This window comes from Nonomuraea sp. NPDC026600, from assembly GCF_040638335.1.
GTDB lineage: Bacteria > Actinomycetota > Actinomycetes > Streptosporangiales > Streptosporangiaceae > Nonomuraea.
In genome coordinates this window covers 476684-493330 of record NZ_JBEZYD010000004.1, presented here as the reverse complement: position 1 = coordinate 493330, position 16647 = coordinate 476684, and the positions used below count along the sequence as shown (strand labels likewise).

The window sequence follows — 16647 nt, the reverse complement described above, 5'->3', positions numbered from 1 at the left end:
ATTGTTGATACCTATGTCGATACGTTGGGCAGCACAGGCATGTGTCCTGACACGTGCCACATGCGCACTCGAAGCGAGGTGACACGGTGAGCACCGGACAGCCGCCGTATCCACAGGATGATTCCGGCGAGCACTCTGCGCCTGGCGGGACTCCCGAATACGGACATCACAACGCGGGCCGTCCCTATGGCGAGCCCGACCCGGATGTAACGGTCGTTGGCTACCGGGCGGACGACGCCTATGGTCAGCAACCCAACTATGGCCAGCAGCAACCGCCGCAGTACGGCCAGCAGCCCCAGTACGGGCAGCAGCAGCAGCCGGGCTACGGCCAGCAGCCGCAATATGGCCAGCAGCAGCCGTCGCAGTACGGTCAGCAGCCGCAGTACGGGCAGCAGCCCGGCTATGGCCAGCAACCCGAGTACGGCCAGCAGCCCGGCTACGGGCAGCAGCAGGCTTCGGGCCAGCAGCCCGAGTACGGCCAGCCTGGTTATGGCCAGCAGCAGCCGCAACCGCAGCCCGGTTACGGCCAGCAGCCCGGCTATGGTCAGCAGCAGCCGTCCCAGCCGGGATATGGCCAGCAGCCTGGGTACGGTCAGCAGCCTGGTTATGGCCAGCAGCCCGCGTCGGGCCAGCAGCCCGGCTATGGTCAGCAGCCTGATTACGGTCAGCAGCCGCAATCGCAGCCCGGTTACGGTCAGCAGCCTGGTTATGGCCAGCAGCCCGCGTCGGGCCAGCAGCCCGGCTATGGTCAGCAACCCCAGTACGGGCAGCAGCAGCAGTCCCAGCCGGGTTACGGTCAGCAGCAGCCGCAGTACGGCGGCCAGCCCGGATACGGGCAGCCGCAGCAACCCCAGTACGGCCAGCAGCCCGGTTACGGCGCCCAGCCGCACGGGATGCAGCCGCCCGGAGCCCCGGCCCCGCTCGCCGAGTGGTGGCAGCGGCTCGTGGCGAGGATCATCGACGGTGTCATCTTCGGCATCGTGTCCGGGGTGCTGGGCCTCATTCTCGCGGCCATCCTGCTCAGCAGCTACAACTCCGTGACCGGTACGTCGAGCGGCCTGCTGGGCCCGCTCGCCTACGGGATCGTGCAGACCATCCTGATGACGGCGATTTATGTCGCCTACGAGTACTTCATGACCAAGATGAGCGGCCAGACGGTCGGCAAGCTGGTCATGGGTATCAAGATCGTGCCCATGGGCAACATGCTGCCGCCCGGCGGCCTGCCCAACGAGGTGGCGCTCAAGCGGGCGGCCATCACCTGGGGCGGATACCTCCTCGGCATCATCCCGTTCGTCGGGACGCTGCTCGGCGGGATCGCCGTCGCGCTGAACGGTGCCTCCCAGCTCTGGGACAAGCCGCTGCAGCAGACGTTCGCCGACAAGTTCAGCAACACCGTGGTCGTGAAGATCAAGTAGTCCTCGCGAGCGCGAAACAGAGGTCGGCCGGTTGGCCGGCCTCTGTTTTGTGTGTGCGGGCCGTACCAAAATGGGTAGCGGTCGGTTCGCCGAAGGGTCGAGGTGGGTTATGGCCGGGTCGCCGCCGTGGAGTGACGTGGTCCCAGCGGAATGGTGGGAACGGCTGGCCGCCCGCCTCATTGAAGCCCTCGTCTTCGGTGTCTTCTATTACATTCTGTTCGTCGCGCTCTGGGCGGCCTTTCGAACTGTCGGGTTGCTGGAGGCGTTCGACGGCCGGCTGCCCGGCGTGTTCGCGTGGCTGCTCGCCGGGCTGGGATATACGGTCTATGACTGGACCGCGCTTTCCATGGGCGGCCGCACCTTCGGCAAAGCGATCATGAAGATTCGCCTGGCACCTGGTGGCCTTCGGCGAGGTGCGCTGCTGAAACGGTCCCTGATCTATCCCGGAGCCGTCATGGTGATGGGCATTCCGGTGGTCAATGTGCTGGCCGGAATCTTCGTCTTCGGGGTCGGGATCCTCATCTTGATCGACAAGCCGCTGCAGCGCGGTCCGCACGACAGGCTCGCCGGAACACTGGTGTCCAAAGATCTTCGCTGAGCCTTCGGTACCTGGGCTGATGCCTTTCCGTAAAATTTTCACTTGATCCGGTAAGGAGTCTGGAGAGACTGGCATTAGGCTGTGAGACGTCCGGGTTGCCGGATGTTGACGCCCTTGGCACACGGACGGCATCCGTGTACCACTATGGTCAGGTGCGGGCGGTTGTCCACCTCATGTGGCATGAGGGGCGCTCATGCCGGGGCCGCTTGTGGATAAAGCGCCCATCGAAACCCCCGGTCCGCTGTGGAGACGAGGACGAATGCAGGCCCTTACCGACGTATTGTCAGCCCTCATCCCACCCGTGGTCGTGGGCGGCGCCTTCATCTTTGGCGTAGTGAAGTTGGTCCGATCCGAGGCCGCCGGACGCCGGCCAAACCGCCAGGATCAGGCCGAGAACTCCAACTGATCGGTGACTCAGCGGAATCCCTGTAGCGCTGAATTGTCTCCACGCCTTTCCGGGTATATGTTTGCCCTGGCGAATGAAACAATGCTCCGCGAAAGGATTGCGTAGATGGCCAAGCAGATCCAGGAGATTCTCATCGATGACCTCGATGGGGGCGAGGCCAATGAGACGGTCAGCTTCGCTATTGACGGCTCCTCCTATGAGATTGACCTGAGCGACCTTAACGCCAAGAAGCTGAGGGACGCGCTCACGCCTTTCGTACAGCACGCTCGTCGGTCCGGTGCCGTGACCACGCGTCGGCGCGGTCGCGGCGGACAGCGTGCGATGAGCCGCGAGAAGAGCTCGGAGATCCGGCAGTGGGCCAAGGCTCACGGTCTGCCGGTGAGCGAGCGCGGCCGAATCGCCTCCACCGTGGTGGAGAAGTACGAAGCAGCTCACTGAGAGAGTCATCTCCCGACCATGCGCTTATGCCGCTCGCCTAAGGACCCCGGCGAACGCCATAAGCGCATGATCATTTTATCGGCTCTTCTCAAATGCTGGACAGTTCGCGTGGCGATCTTCTAATCGCCCATATGTGATCATTTTGGGCTGGCCGCTCGGTGGATTCCGGGCGGTTTTCTGTTCTGGTGCGTTCCAGCGCCGGGCGTGGACTCCCCGGTGGCGCGACGGTCCGGGTCGGTAGCCCGGCTGACCAGACAGGCGATTTCGCGGCCTCCGGGCGCCGTAGCACGATCGATTGGCGTGAGGTGCGCTTCCTTACATAGGATGTTTGCGTATGGCTCACTGATGTGGGCGTGGACGATGCGCGGGCGAGCCGTCTCACCGGCGGCGGCCGGAAGCCGCTCCATGTTGATCTGCCGGCGCCGTGGCGACCAATTCCAGGTGCTTCACCGAAGCCTCCCAAACATCGTTCGCTTGCGGCGTATCGGGAACACGTGACCCCCGATCGGTAGTTGGATAGAGGGTGAACGCCCTGCTCCCGGGGAACGTCTCTGCTATAGAGCGTGTCAGTGGCAGTGGGCATGGTTCGCCGAGCCAGGGCTAGCATGCGGGATGACGGGACCGGATTTACCGGCCTGACTGACCGCTCTGTGAGGAGCGACGAGATGTTCGAGAGGTTCACCGACCGAGCAAGGCGGGTTGTCGTCCTGGCCCAAGAAGAGGCCAGGATGCTCAACCACAACTACATCGGCACTGAGCACATTCTTCTTGGTTTGATCCATGAAGGTGAGGGCGTAGCCGCCAAGGCTCTGGAGAGCCTCGGCATCAGCCTTGAAGGAGTGCGTCAGCAGGTCGAGGAGATCATCGGCCAAGGCCAGTCGGCTCCGTCGGGGCACATTCCGTTCACCCCGCGGGCCAAGAAGGTTCTTGAGCTGTCGCTCCGTGAGGCTTTGCAGCTGGGTCACAACTACATCGGCACCGAGCACATCCTGCTCGGGCTCATCCGTGAGGGTGAGGGTGTGGCCGCCCAGGTGCTGGTCAAGCTTGGAGCCGATCTCAACCGTGTCAGGCAGCAGGTCATCCAGTTGCTCCACGGCTACCAGGGCAAGGAGCCGGCCGCCGCGGGCGGTCCGCAGGAGTCGGCCCCGTCGACCTCCCTGGTGCTCGATCAGTTCGGCCGCAACCTGACCCAGGCCGCCCGCGAGGGCAAGCTGGATCCGGTCATCGGCCGTGAGAAGGAGATCGAGCGGGTCATGCAGGTCCTCTCCCGGAGGACCAAGAACAACCCGGTGCTGATCGGCGAGCCCGGCGTCGGCAAGACCGCCGTCGTCGAGGGCCTGTCGCAGAAGATCGTCAGGGGCGAGGTGCCCGAGACGCTGAAGGACAAGCAGCTCTACACGCTTGACCTCGGCGCTCTGGTGGCGGGCTCCCGCTACCGCGGTGACTTCGAAGAGCGCCTGAAGAAGGTGCTCAAGGAGATTCGCACGCGCGGCGACATCATCCTGTTCATCGACGAGCTGCACACGCTCGTCGGCGCGGGCGCGGCCGAGGGCGCGATCGACGCGGCCAGCATCCTCAAGCCGATGCTGGCTCGTGGCGAGCTGCAGACCATCGGCGCCACGACGCTCGACGAATACCGCAAATACCTGGAGAAGGACGCCGCTCTGGAGCGGCGCTTCCAGCCGATCCAGGTGGCCGAGCCCTCGCTCAGCCACACGATCGAGATCCTCAAGGGTCTGCGCGACCGCTATGAGGCGCACCACCGGGTGTCCATCACCGATGGCGCGCTGGTCGCCGCCGCGCAGCTGGCCGATCGCTACATCAGCGACCGTTACCTTCCCGACAAGGCGATCGACCTCATCGACGAGGCCGGTTCGCGGATGCGCATCCGCCGGATGACCGCTCCGCCGGACCTGCGCGAGTACGACGAGAAGATCGCCAACGTCCGCCGGGACAAGGAGTCCGCGATCGACGCGCAGGACTTCGAGAAGGCGGCCGCCCTCCGCGATCAGGAGAAGCAGCTCCAGCTCAAGCGCGAGCGGCGCGAGAAGGAGTGGAAGGCCGGCGACATGGACGTCGTGGCCGAGGTCACCGAGGAGCTCATCGCCGAGGTCCTGGCGACGGCCACCGGCATCCCGGTCTTCAAGCTGACCGAGGAGGAGTCGCAGCGCCTGCTCCGCATGGAGGACGAGCTGCACAAGCGGATCATCGGCCAGGACGACGCCATCAAGGGCCTGTCCAGGTCGATCCGGCGCACCCGCGCCGGGCTGAAGGACCCGCGCCGTCCCGGTGGCTCGTTCATCTTCGCCGGCCCGTCCGGCGTCGGTAAGACCGAGCTGTCCAAGGCGCTGGCGGAGTTCCTCTTCGGTGACGAAGACGCTCTGATCAGCCTGGACATGTCGGAGTTCATGGAGAAGCACACCGTCTCCAGGCTGTTCGGTTCGCCTCCCGGCTACGTCGGCTACGAGGAGGGCGGCCAGCTCACCGAGAAGGTGCGGCGCAAGCCGTTCTCCGTGGTCCTGTTCGACGAGATCGAGAAGGCCCACCCCGACATCTTCAACTCACTGCTGCAGATCCTGGAAGACGGTCGCCTGACCGACGCCCAGGGCCGGGTGGTGGACTTCAAGAACACGGTCATCATCATGACCACCAACCTCGGCACCCGCGACATCTCCAAGGGCATCGGGGTCGGGTTCGCCAAGTCCAACGACGCCGACTCCAACTACGAGCGGATGAAGTCCAAGGTCCAGGAGGAGCTCAAGCAGCACTTCCGGCCCGAGTTCCTCAACCGTGTCGATGACATCGTGGTCTTCCACCAGCTGACGCCGGCGGAGATCATCCTGATCGTGGACCTGATGCTCGCTCAGGTCGACTCCCGGATGAAGGACCGCGACATGGGGCTCGACGTCTCGCAACCCGCCAAGCAGCTGCTCGCCGACCGCGGTTACGACCCGGTCATGGGTGCCCGGCCGCTGCGCCGGACCATCCAGCGCGAGCTCGAGGACTCGCTGTCGGAGAAGATCCTGTACGGCGAGCTCCGTCCGGGGCAGGTCGTCAAGGTCACGATCGAGGGCGAAGGCGACGAGGCGAAGTTCATCTTCACCGGTGAGGACGTGGCGTCCAGCAAGGTTCCCGACTCGGCCGCCGCGATCGCGGCGCCGATCAAGAACTGACGGCGCCCAGGTTCGACCCAGGGACCCCCGTGTGAGAGATCACACGGGGGTTTCGCCGTTTCACAGGTCCGTTGCCTAATTTGTTGGAAACCTGGGTGTACCGCCACCGGTAGTAGTACTACACTGCGTAGAGCATCGCCGGCCTCTCCATGCCGTCCGCGGACGGCGTTTCCAGGGTGAGGGCTGCTCCCTGGGGAGTACACGGGAATCAACTCAGGGCGGACGCGTGCGCCACCCGGCAGCAGGCATGCTCGACAAAGTCCGCATCATCCCCAGAGCGGGCGACGGGAACGACCAGTGCAAGCCGTGGAGGATTCAATGCGTCTGCGTCACGATGACGGAACGCTGGTTCACCTCGCCTACAACGCAGGCGTACACCCCGCGGAAGACCTGGAGAACCTGATCGCCCACCTGACCCGCTACACGGTGCCGGTGCGCAAGCGGCTCGGGGTCGAGCGGATGGGCGTCGGCCTGTGGCTCTCGCCCGCCGTGGCCGACCACCTCACGGCCGACCGCATCGAGCTCGTACGGCTGCGCAGGTCGCTGGAGGAGCGCGGCCTGGAGGTGGTGAGCCTCAACGGCACCGGCGGGCGCAACCTGGAGGTGCCCGGTCCCGACTGGGCCAAGCCGGAGCGCTACCGCTACACGATGGCGCTGGCCAAGATCCTGGCGTTCCTGCTGCCCGACGACGTACGGTTCGGCAGCATCTCCACCATCCCGATCGGCTGGCGCCACGACTGGCCCGCCGACCTGCACGCCATCGCCACCCGGCGGCTCGAACGGCTGGCCAGAGAGCTGCGTGGCATCTACAGCGTCACCGGCAAGACCATCCGTGTCGGCTTCGAGCCGTGGCCCGGCTGCGTGCTGGAGACGACCGAGCAGGCGCTGGAGCGGGTGTGCGGGATCGACTCCGAGCACCTGGGCGTCTGCCTCGACGCCTGCCACCTGGCCTGCGGCAACGAGGAGCCCGGTGCGGCACTGCGCGGGCTGGCCGCCGCGGGCGCTCCGGTGGTCAAGCTGGGGCACGTGCACAACCACACGGGCGACACGCCCAGCACCGGCGCGGTGCTGTACGACACGATGGCGGCGATGCTGTCGGGCGCGGTCAGTGGCAGCGCGCACATCGAGGTCGAGACGCACAACCTGGTGGTGCCGGGGCGCGCCAAGGGGCCTGGAGCGCTGGTGTCCCTGCTGGCCGAGCAGCTCGACTGGGCCCGCAACAGCCTGACCGGGCTGGGCCTGCAACTGGCCGCGTAACTCCGACCCCTACAGGGTGCCGAACCAGCCTGGCGTGTCCAGGCGGAAGAGGTCGGGCGGGGTGACCTTGCGAAGATCGGCCACCAGGGCCTGTACGCGCTCTTCGCCCAGCTCCGCGGCCCAGCGGTCGCGGAGGGTTTCGAAGATCCGGCCCGAGCGCACGAGGGCGTCGACGCCGTAGGGCGTCAGGCCGACGATCTTACGTCTCGTGTCGTGGGGGTCCACGGTGCGCTCCACATAGCCGATGCGTTCCAGCGCGTCGATCGTCTTGCCGGCCGCCTGCTTGGAGACGCCCAGCATACGGCCGAGGTCCACGGCGGTCGTGCCGCCCCGGCCGATGGCCTGCATGACGAAGCCGTGCATCGGCCGCATGTCGGGATGGCCCTGGCGGCCCAGCTCCGCGTGGAGTTCGTCGATGAGCACGCGGAAGCCGAGAAGGAGGCGGAGCGGAAGCTCGAAGCCGGGGATGTCGCTTGACACGATAGACAACCTGGTTCACTATATAGACAACTTTGTTGTCCATCTTAGGGGTTGCCGGGATGACTGTCATCCGTGATGCCGATGCGCGTCGATCAGAGACCGCCGGCGGGGTCATGACCACGTTCGCCTCGCCGAGCCAGGGGGGTGCGTCGCGGTCCCTGTGGCGGGTCGACGCCAAGCCCGGTGTGGCGGGGCCGTCGCACGACTTCGACAGCGAACAGGTGTGGACGTGGCTGGCTGGGACGGCCACCGTCGAGCTGGGCGAGGAGACGTTCGGCGTCGGGCCGGGCGACACCGTCGTCATGCCCGCCCGCACTGTCCGGCGCGTGACGGCCGGCGCCGAGACCGGCTACACGGCCGTGGTGACGGCACCGGCCGGAGCCAGGGCGCTCGCGGCGGACGGCACCGACGCCTTCGGCACGCCACCGTGGATCGCTTGACCCACCGCCCATGCACCCGGCCACGGGCCGGTCGCAAACCGCAGGGCGTCCGGCGCCCGCACTGCCGGGGAGCCGCGCCGTTCGCGAACCCGCAAGCCGATCACCCACCGACTGAGGAGAAATTGATGCCTGTTGTCCTTTCCGCCGGCTCCCGCCGGACCGAGACGCCGAACGCCGTCATGACCACCCTCGCCTCACCGACCCAGGGCGAGGCGGGGGCGGCGGTGTGGCGGGTGGATGCCGTGCCCGGGATGGTGGGACCGGTTCACGCCTTCGACGCCGAGTCGGTGTGGACGTGGCTGGCCGGGACGGCCACCGTCGAGCTGGGCGGCGAGCTGTTCACCGTGGGGCCCGGCGACACCATGGTGCTGCCCGCCGACGTGACCCGGCAGATGACGGCCGATCCACGCGACGGCTTCGCGGCGATCGTGGTCGCGTCGCCGGGAGTCGAGGCCTACAACCCGGACGGCGTGTCGGCCCCGGACGCCTGCGATGTGGCGCCCAAGGGCTCGGAACGGATTGTCCCGCTCTGGGTCCGGTGAACCAGGTCAGGAGTGGGGCAGGCGGTAGGTGCCGTCGTCGAGGTGTTCGGCCAGGCCGTCCGTGATCAGGCCGTCCAGGGCGCGCTCTCGTTGCACCGGATCGTCCCAGACCACGTCGAGCGCGGCCTTGGGCACCGGCCCGTGGGCCGCCCGCAGCACCGCCAGCAGGCGGCCCCGGCACTGGCGGTCGGTCCCCGCGTACGTCTGGCCCTTGCGTGCGGGCCCGGCATGCGGCGGTTTGCCGGCCAGGCGCCACGCGCACATCTGGGCGATCGGGCAGTCGGCGCAGCGTGGCGTGCGAGCCGTGCAGACCAGGGCGCCCAGCTCCATGACGGCCACGCCCCAGCGGGCGGCGCCGAGCTCGGGCAGGAGCGTCTCGGCCAGGCGGCGTTCGGCGGCGGAGGTGGCCGTCGGCGGATACTCCTCGGCCCGTATCGCCCTGGCGAACACCCGCCGGACGTTGGTGTCGAGGATCGCGTGCCGCCCGCCGTACGCGAAGCTGGCGACCGCGGCGGCGGTGTACTCGCCGATGCCGGGCAGGGCCAGCAGGGTCGCGTGGTCCGACGGCACCTCGCCGCCGTGCTCCTCGCTGATGGCCTTCGCGCACGCGTGCAGCCGCAACGCTCGGCGCGGGTAGCCGAGCCTGCCCCAGTGGCGTACGGCCTCGCCGGGGAGCTCGGCCGCCAGGGCCTTGGGGGTGGGCCAGCGGCCCATCCACTCGTGCCAGATGGGCAGGACGCGGACGACCGGGGTCTGCTGCAGCATGATCTCGCTGACCAGCACGCCCCACGGCGTCGCGTCGACGGTACGCCACGGGAGGTCTCGGGCGTTGTCCTCGTACCACTCCAGAACGGGGACGTGTAGGAGGTTCGGCTCAACCACGCGCCCTAGGCTATGCCGAGATTGCTACCAGCGGCGTGTCGTCACACTCCGTGGCCAATGGATTACCATGCTGTGTGTATGGATCCGGATACGATGGGTGACGGCAGCGGAGACATCTACTGGCGACGGCGTATGAGCGTCCTGGTGGCTGTTCTCGTTGTGGTGGCGGTTGTCGCTTGGGCGTGTTCCAGCGGGGGGAGCGGGCCGCAGCGGCCCTCCAGCACGCAGAGCTCCGCGAGTGTCTCCCCGACGGCGGCGGATCCGCTGCTCGCCGGCCTGCACACCCTGACCATGGACACGGCCACCCCCTCGCCCTCGCCCACGCCGAGCCCCGGCAAGGTCACTCCGGCGGCCCTGCCCAAGCGGCCCGGCGATCCCTGCAGCGAGGGCGACCTGGTGCTCAGCATGCAGGGCAAGCAGGACGTCTACACGCCGGGCGTCCAGCCCAACTTCCTCATCAGCCTGGTCAACACCGGCCCCGTCATGTGCGCCGCCGACGTGGGCCCGCGGTCGATGGAGGTCCGCATCACCTCCGGGGAAGATCGGATCTGGTCGACCTCCGACTGCGTCAGCGGTGAGGCCGCCGAGGTCAAGCAGTTGCAGCGCGGGGTGCCCTTCGTGCGCTCGCTCGACTGGGACCGGCGCCGCTCCAGCAGCGACTGCCGCACCGACCCGCCGGCCGCCCTGCCCGGCACTTACGTGGCCGTGGCGCGCATGGGCAAGCTCAGAAGCCCGATGGGCGTCTTCCAGCTTCGCTGACGATGGCCGCGGTGGGCTCAGACGTACCGCTCCAGGATGGAGGACTCCGCGAGCCGGGAGAGCCCCTCGCGGACGCTGCGCGCGCGGCCTTCGCCGACGCCCCCCACGGCCTGGAGGTCGTCGATGCTGGCCGCCAGCAGCTTCTGCAGCCCGCCGAAGTGGTTGACCAGCCGATCGACCACGGTCGCGGGCAGGCGGGGCACCTTGGCCAGCAGGCGGAACCCGCGCGGGCTGACCGGGCCGTCGAGCGTCTCGTCCTCGGTGTGTCCCAGCACGTGGGCGACCGTCGCGAGGTTGAGCAGCTCCTCGCCCGAGAGCACGTCGAGATCGTGCATGGCCTCCGTGAGGCGCCGGTGACGGCGGCCGGCGGGGGTCGGGAGGTAGTCGCGCACGACCAGCTCACGCTCCGACTCGACGCCCGCCACCAGCTCGTCGAGCTGCAGCGACAGGAGCCTGCCGTCGGTGCCGAGCTCGACCACGTAGCCCTTGATCTCGTCGGAGATGCGCCTGACCATCTCCAGCCGCTGGGCGACCGCGGCCACGTCACGGACCGTCACCAGGTCTTCGATCTCCAGGGCCGACAGCGTGCCGGAGACCTCGTCGAGGCGGTGTTTGTAGCGTTCGAGCGTGGCCAGGGCCTGGTTGGCCTTGGACAGGATGGCCGCCGACTCCTCCAGCACGTAGCGGATGCCGTCGAGGTAGAGGGCGATGATCCGCATCGACTTGCTGATCGCGATGATCGGCAGGCCGGTCTGGCGGGCGACCCGCTGCGCGGTGCGGTGACGGGTGCCCGACTCGTCGGTGGGGATGCCCGGGTCCGGCACCAGGTGCACAGCGGCGCGGATGATCCGCTGGTCGTCGCCGACCACGATCGCGCCGTCCATCTTGGCCAGCTCGCGCAGGCGCGTGGCCGAGAACTCGACATCGAGCTCGAACCCGCCGCTGGACACCTCTTCGACCACGTTGTTGTGGCCGAGCACGATCAGGCCGCCGGTCTGACCGCGCAGGATCCGCTCCAAGCCGTCGCGTAGCGGTGTGCCCGGGGCCACGGAGGCCAGGGCTTCGCGACGGCGGTCGTCGAGACTCCTGTCGTTTGGCACCTGACCCCCGAGTCGAAATAGTCAGGTCAAGCTTAGCCGCGCTATGTGACGTGTGTGAGTGCGTCCCAGACGTTCTCCACCTCGACCACTTCGAAGCCCGCCGCGAAGGCCACCGGTCCCACGGGCACCAGGGAACGCTGTCCGTCACGTCGGCTGCCGCCTTGGTCGAGGGATCCGGTGGGCACCAGCCCGCGCTTGAAGCCCAGCCTCGCGGCCTCGCTCAGCCGCCGCCGCACGTCCTTCACCGGGCGCAACTCGCCTGCCAGCCCCACCTCGCCCATGGCCACCAGACCGGCCGGCAGCGGCTTGTCGCCCGCCGCGCTGGCCACCGCCAGCATCACCGACAGGTCGATGGCCGGGTCGGACAGCTTGATGCCGCCCACGGTCGCGGTGAACACGTCGCAGCCGCCCAGCTTGGCGTTGAGCCGGCGTTCGAGGACGGCGAGGATCATCTGCACCCGGAAGGTGTCGAGGCCCGAGGAGGTGCGCCGGGGCTGCTGCGCCTCGGTGCGGGCGACCAGGGCCTGCACCTCGGCGGGCAGCGGCCGGGTGCCCTCGACCGTGACGGTCACGCAGGTGCCCGGCACCGGCTCGCTGCGCCGCGAGACGAACAGCCCGCTCGGGTCGGTGATGCCCTCGATGCCGCGCTCGTGCAGGTCGAAGCAGCCGACCTCTTCCGTGGGGCCGTACCTGTTCTTGATCGCGCGGACCATCCGCAGCCGGGAGTGGCGGTCGCCCTCGAAGCTGAGCACGACGTCCACCAGGTGCTCCAGGGTGCGCGGCCCGGCGATCGAACCTTCCTTGGTGACGTGGCCGACGAGCACGGTGGCCATGTTGCGCTCCTTGGCCAGCCGTACGAGATTGGCGGCCACCTCCCGCACCTGCGTCACGCCGCCCGGCACGCCGGTGGTCTGCGCGGAGCCGACCGTCTGCACCGAGTCGACGACGAGCATCCTGGGCTGGACCTTGTCGACATGCGCGACCAGCGCCGACAGCTCGGTCTCCGCCGCGAGGTAGAGGTTGTCGCGGATGGCGCCGATGCGGTCGGCCCGCAACCGCACCTGGGCCGCCGACTCCTCGCCTGTGATGTAGAGCACGGTGTCGCGCTCGGACATGCGGGCGGCCGCTTCGAGCAGCAGCGTCGACTTGCCGATGCCGGGCTCGCCGGCCAGCAGCACCACCGCACCGGGCACCAGCCCGCCGCCGAGAACCCGGTCGAGCTCGCTCACCCCGGTCGTGCGCGCGGCCGCCGTCTCGGCCTTGACCTGGCCGATCGGCATCGCGGGCGCGGTCGTCGCGCCGGCCTGGACGACGTGCACCCCGGCGCGCGCGCCCTCCTCGTCGACCGTGCCCCAGGCCTGGCACTCGCCGCACCGGCCCACCCACTTCGTGGTGCGCCACCCGCACTCGGCGCAGCGGTAACCGGGCTTCTGCGCAGACTTGACCATGCGGAGCAGGCTAGCGGCCCGCGCCGACATTCTTCACGAGGTACGGGCCTACTTCAGGCCCAGTTCGGCCTCGATCAGGCGCTTGGGCTTGGCGCCGACGACCTGCTTGACCGGCTCCCCGTTCTCGAACAGCAGCATCGTGGGCAGCCCCATGACGCCGTAGCGGGCCGAGATCTCCGGGTGTTCGTCGCTGTTGAGCTTGCCGATGGTCAGGCCGTGCTCGGCCTCGATCTCCGCGAGCACGGGGGCGACCATGCGGCACGGCCCGCACCATTCGGCCCAGAAGTCGACCAGCACCGGCTTGGTGCTCTTGAGTACCTGCTCCTCGAAGTTCGAGGCGGTCAGCTCAATCATTTCTCTCCTTCAGCACGCAACCAGGGCACGCCGCGCCGAGCTGGGCGGCGACTTCGGCGCGCCGGGTGAGCAGGACGCGGATCTCGTCGTCGATCTCGGCCAGCTTGCGCTGGTAGACGGCGACCGACTCGCGGCAGGAGCCGCCCGTACTGTGGCCGGAGCGCAGGCAGTCGACGAACGGCCGCGTGTCCTCCAGCGTGAACCCCACGGACAGCAGCGCCCGGATCTCGGACACCAGCTTGATGTCCTCCTCCGCGTAGTCGCGATAGCCGTTGGACCCGCGCCTGGCCGAGAGCAGCCCATGCTGCTCGTAGTAGCGGAGTGATCGGGTGCTCACCCCGGTCCGTTCGGCCAGCTCTCCGATGCGCATGCCTCCACGGTAAACGTTGACACTGACGTCAATGTCAACCCCCCCTAGAACGAGCGCCAGCGCAGCACGTTCGGGTAGGGCAGCTCCAGGCCGGGCGTCTCGGCGATCGCCTGCGCGGCCACCTCGGGCGTGAACTCGATGCGCAGCACCGCCTCCAGCTCGGCCCGGCGGGAGAAGGCCATCCGCAGGTCGAGCCGCTGCCGCTGCCACCCATGGAGGTCCCAGAAGGCCTCCACCGCCTTGGCCGAGTAGGTGGGCACCGTGCGCTGGAACCAGCCGCCGAAGGCCCCGCGGGTGGCGTCCAGATCGATGACGAAGGCCGCGCCACCCCGCCGTACGACCCGGGAGAGCTCGCGTAAGCCGGGCTCGCAGCCGGGGCCGAAGAAGTAGGCCCAGCGCGCCACCGCGACGTCCACGGACGCGTCGGGCAGCGGCAGGTCCTGCGCGGTGGCGGCGTGGATCTCGACGGAGGGCAGCCCGGCGCAACGGCGGCGGGCGAGCGTGACCAGATCGCCGTGGGGCTCGACGCCGATCACCTTCGCCGCGTCGGCCGCGAAGATCGGCAGGTGGTATCCGGTGCCGCAGCCGATGTCGAGCACGGTGGCGCCGTTCCAGGAGCGCAGAGCGCGCATCGCCGCGTTGGCGGCGCCGTCAGGGTCGACGGCGCGATTCTCCAGCTCGTAGACCTGGGGGGTGTTCCAGATGTTGGGGCTGGGGATGGCGCCTTTGGCGATCCGTGGCATGGGCCAACCGTATGGGGCGCGCGCCAGAACGTCGTCACCGGCTTAGGCTGGCAGCGTGGCTGATGTCATCCGCGTGCCCAATGCGAAGATCGCATTGTCCACCGCCTCGGTATATCCGGAACGCACTCCTGACGCGTTCGAGCTGGCCGCGCGCCTGGGCTACGACGGGGTCGAGATCATGGTCGGCGCCGATCCCGTGAGCCAGGACATCGACGTGATCGAGCGGCTCTCCGAGCACTACGAGATCCCCGTGCTGGCCATCCACGCGCCGTGCCTGCTCGTCACGCAGCGCGTCTGGGGCCGCGACCCCTGGGCCAAGCTGGTCAAGGCACAGAAGGCGGCCGAACGGCTGGGCGCCTCGACGGTCGTGGTGCATCCACCGTTCCGCTGGCAGCGCGAATACGCGCGCGACTTCGAGACCGGCCTGGCCAGGATGCGTGAGGAGACCGGCGTCACGTTCGCGGTGGAGAACATGTTCCCGCTCAAGGCCAGGAGCAACGACGTGGTCCCCTACTCGCCCAGCTGGGACCCGACCGACTACGACTTCCCGCACGTCACGCTCGACCTGTCGCACACGGCCGTCTCGGGCACCGACGCCATGGAGATGGCCGCCAAGCTCGGCGACCGGCTCGCGCACCTGCACCTGGCCGACGGCCTCGGCGTGACGAACAAGGACGAGCACCTCGTACCCGGCAGGGGCAACCAACCGTGCGCGCCCATGCTGGAGCGACTGGCCAACTCCGGCTACGGCGGGCTGGTCGTGCTGGAGATCAACACCCGCAAGGCGGCCAGCCGTACGGAGCGGATCGACGACCTGGCGGAGGCCCTCGCCTTCGCCCGCCTCTACCTGGCGGCCGCCAGATGAGCGTGGGACCGATGAGGGAGCTCGGCAGGGTGTTCGACAGCGTCGCCGACGCCTACGACGCGGGCCGGCCGACGTACCCCGACGAGATGTACCACGCGCTGTCGGAAGCGTCCGGCATCCAGCTCGCCGGCGCGACGGCGGTCGACGTGGGCGCCGGCACCGGCATCCTGACGCGTGCCCTGCGCGCCCGCGGCTCGCGGGTGATCGCGGTGGACGCGGGCTCGGAGATGCTCGCCCGCCTGCTCTCGAAGGCCACGGACGACGGCATCGCCGCGCTGCTCGCGGACGGCAACGCCCTGCCGCTGACCGACGGGGTGGCCGACCTGGTGACGTACGCCCAGTCCTGGCACTGGCTCGACCCGGTGGTCTCGATCACCGAGGCCAGGCGGGTGCTGCGGCCCGACGGGGCCATCGTGGGCTGCTGGAACCTGGCCCACGCCGCCCAGGCCGACTGGCTGGCCGCCCACGAGGCCCGGCTGGCGGCGGAGTGCCCGACCTACTGGGGCCCGGCGCTGGAGGAGTGGTCCGTGCCGCCCATCGCCGCCGCCATGGAGGTGGTCGAGGAGCGCTGGATCGCCTGGACCAGGCTGGTCGGCATCGAGGACTTCCTGCTCAACCTACGGTCGCATTCCTACATGGCGGCGCTGTCTCCTGAGGTCGCCGACGATCTCGTCGCCCGGCAGCGGGTGGAGCTCAGGCAGGTCTTCCCCGAGGGAGTCCTGTACGTGCCCATGCGTGTCTATCTGGCGGTGGGCAGATGACCATTAGTCGTCGTCCGGGGCGTCGGCCGGGGTCGGCGGACACACGGGGTGAGATTCTCTCCGCGGCTCGTCGTGTCTTCGCCGAGAAGGGCTTCGACAAGGCGACGGTACGCGGCATCGCCAGGGAGGCGAACGTCGATCCCGCCCTGGTGCACCACTACTTCGACACCAAGGAGGGCATGTTCGCGGCGGCGATGCGGCTGCCGGTCAGCCCTGACCAGATCGTGCCGCTGCTGCTCGAAGGGCCGCGCGAGGAGATCGGGGAGCGGCTCGTCCGGCTGATCCTGACGGTGACGGGCGAGCCCGAGACGCGTGAGCCGATGGTCGCGCTGATCCGGTCGGCCATGACGAACGAGCAGGCCGAGACGATGTTCCGGGAGTTCGTCACGAACGCCTTGCTCTTCAGGGTCGCCGACCGGCTCGAGGTGCCGCCCCTGCGGATCGAGGCCGCCTTCGCGCAGATGTTCGGCATCGTCATGGGCCGTTACGTGCTCCGGCTGGAGCCGCTGGCGAGCGCCGATCCCGAAGATCTGGTCCAACTGCTGGCCCCGACGGTACAGCGCTACTTGACGGGGTAGAGCATTATTCTGGATGCGCCGCCGACCGTTAGGTTACT

The 16647-nt window shown here is 68.6% G+C and carries 19 protein-coding genes; 11 read left to right on the top strand and 8 right to left on the bottom strand.

What is annotated here, in order from left to right; translation table 11 throughout:
- Positions 1-11: 11 nt before the first annotated feature.
- Positions 12-890 (bottom strand): hypothetical protein, encoded by an 879-nt coding sequence (locus tag AB0F17_RS12560; protein ID WP_358020630.1) that lies wholly within the window; start codon positions 888-890, stop codon positions 12-14.
- A gap of 3 nt (positions 891-893) precedes the next feature.
- On the opposite strand from AB0F17_RS12560, the gene AB0F17_RS12555 reads away from it, so the two are divergent.
- The 5 genes from AB0F17_RS12555 (at position 894) to AB0F17_RS12535 (ending at position 7287) form a co-directional block, all read left to right on the top strand.
- Positions 894-1415, top strand: a complete 522-nt coding sequence (locus AB0F17_RS12555; protein ID WP_358020628.1) for an RDD family protein — start codon at positions 894-896, stop codon at positions 1413-1415.
- A gap of 136 nt (positions 1416-1551) precedes the next feature.
- Positions 1552-2013, top strand: coding sequence for an RDD family protein (locus AB0F17_RS12550; protein WP_358020625.1), 462 nt, complete (start codon positions 1552-1554; stop codon positions 2011-2013).
- 511 nt (positions 2014-2524) lie between these two features.
- On the top strand, positions 2525-2857 hold the full coding sequence (locus AB0F17_RS12545) for an Lsr2 family protein (protein ID WP_214641947.1): 333 nt from the start codon (positions 2525-2527) through the stop codon (positions 2855-2857).
- A 665-nt stretch (positions 2858-3522) separates the two neighbouring features.
- Positions 3523-6030: an ATP-dependent Clp protease ATP-binding subunit gene (locus tag AB0F17_RS12540; RefSeq protein ID WP_358020622.1), complete on the top strand. Its 2508-nt coding sequence runs from the start codon at positions 3523-3525 to the stop codon at positions 6028-6030.
- A gap of 318 nt (positions 6031-6348) precedes the next feature.
- Positions 6349-7287, top strand: a complete 939-nt coding sequence (locus AB0F17_RS12535) for a TIM barrel protein (protein WP_358020619.1) — start codon at positions 6349-6351, stop codon at positions 7285-7287.
- Between the two features lie 9 nt (positions 7288-7296).
- Here the strand turns inward: AB0F17_RS12535 and AB0F17_RS12530 are convergent, their stop codons facing one another.
- On the bottom strand, positions 7297-7767 hold the full coding sequence (locus tag AB0F17_RS12530) for a MarR family winged helix-turn-helix transcriptional regulator (protein WP_358020616.1): 471 nt from the start codon (positions 7765-7767) through the stop codon (positions 7297-7299).
- A 113-nt stretch (positions 7768-7880) separates the two neighbouring features.
- Here AB0F17_RS12530 and AB0F17_RS12525 point away from each other — a divergent pair, with 113 nt between their 5' ends.
- Positions 7881-8207 (top strand): cupin domain-containing protein, encoded by a 327-nt coding sequence (locus AB0F17_RS12525; RefSeq protein ID WP_358020613.1) that lies wholly within the window; start codon positions 7881-7883, stop codon positions 8205-8207.
- A 125-nt stretch (positions 8208-8332) separates the two neighbouring features.
- Positions 8333-8749: a cupin gene (locus AB0F17_RS12520; RefSeq protein WP_358020610.1), complete on the top strand. Its 417-nt coding sequence runs from the start codon at positions 8333-8335 to the stop codon at positions 8747-8749.
- Between the two features lie 6 nt (positions 8750-8755).
- Here AB0F17_RS12520 and AB0F17_RS12515 read toward each other — a convergent pair whose 3' ends face one another.
- Positions 8756-9631: an A/G-specific adenine glycosylase gene (locus AB0F17_RS12515; RefSeq protein WP_358020607.1), complete on the bottom strand. Its 876-nt coding sequence runs from the start codon at positions 9629-9631 to the stop codon at positions 8756-8758.
- A 78-nt stretch (positions 9632-9709) separates the two neighbouring features.
- Between AB0F17_RS12515 and AB0F17_RS12510 the strand changes: the two genes are divergently transcribed.
- Complete coding sequence (locus tag AB0F17_RS12510; RefSeq protein ID WP_358020604.1) at positions 9710-10390, top strand: hypothetical protein; 681 nt, start codon at positions 9710-9712, stop codon at positions 10388-10390.
- Between the two features lie 17 nt (positions 10391-10407).
- Here the strand turns inward: AB0F17_RS12510 and disA are convergent, their stop codons facing one another.
- From disA to AB0F17_RS12485, 5 genes are read right to left on the bottom strand one after another with little or no spacing between them, the layout of a single operon-like run.
- Positions 10408-11490 (bottom strand): DNA integrity scanning diadenylate cyclase DisA, encoded by a 1083-nt coding sequence (gene disA / locus AB0F17_RS12505; protein WP_358020601.1) that lies wholly within the window; start codon positions 11488-11490, stop codon positions 10408-10410.
- Between the two features lie 41 nt (positions 11491-11531).
- Complete coding sequence (gene radA, locus AB0F17_RS12500) at positions 11532-12938, bottom strand: DNA repair protein RadA (RefSeq protein ID WP_358020598.1); 1407 nt, start codon at positions 12936-12938, stop codon at positions 11532-11534.
- 48 nt (positions 12939-12986) lie between these two features.
- Positions 12987-13292 (bottom strand): thioredoxin, encoded by a 306-nt coding sequence (gene trxA / locus AB0F17_RS12495; RefSeq protein WP_358020595.1) that lies wholly within the window; start codon positions 13290-13292, stop codon positions 12987-12989.
- Positions 13285-13662, bottom strand: a complete 378-nt coding sequence (locus AB0F17_RS12490; RefSeq protein WP_358020592.1) for a MerR family transcriptional regulator — start codon at positions 13660-13662, stop codon at positions 13285-13287. Before AB0F17_RS12490 ends, trxA begins: the two co-directional genes overlap by 8 nt.
- Positions 13663-13706: 44 nt before the next feature.
- Positions 13707-14405, bottom strand: coding sequence for a class I SAM-dependent methyltransferase (locus AB0F17_RS12485; protein WP_358020589.1), 699 nt, complete (start codon positions 14403-14405; stop codon positions 13707-13709).
- A 55-nt stretch (positions 14406-14460) separates the two neighbouring features.
- Between AB0F17_RS12485 and AB0F17_RS12480 the strand changes: the two genes are divergently transcribed.
- From AB0F17_RS12480 to AB0F17_RS12470, 3 genes are read left to right on the top strand one after another with little or no spacing between them, the layout of a single operon-like run.
- The gene (locus AB0F17_RS12480; protein WP_358020585.1) at positions 14461-15270 is read left to right on the top strand and encodes a sugar phosphate isomerase/epimerase; all 810 of its coding nucleotides are present in this window, start codon (positions 14461-14463) and stop codon (positions 15268-15270) included.
- A gap of 11 nt (positions 15271-15281) precedes the next feature.
- Positions 15282-16031 carry a class I SAM-dependent methyltransferase gene (locus AB0F17_RS12475; protein WP_358020580.1) on the top strand — a complete coding sequence of 250 codons (750 nt, stop codon included), beginning with the start codon at positions 15282-15284 and terminating at the stop codon, positions 16029-16031.
- Complete coding sequence (locus AB0F17_RS12470; RefSeq protein WP_358020577.1) at positions 16028-16609, top strand: TetR family transcriptional regulator; 582 nt, start codon at positions 16028-16030, stop codon at positions 16607-16609. The genes AB0F17_RS12475 and AB0F17_RS12470 overlap by 4 nt, the downstream gene beginning before the upstream one ends.
- The last annotated feature ends 38 nt before the right edge of the window (positions 16610-16647 follow it).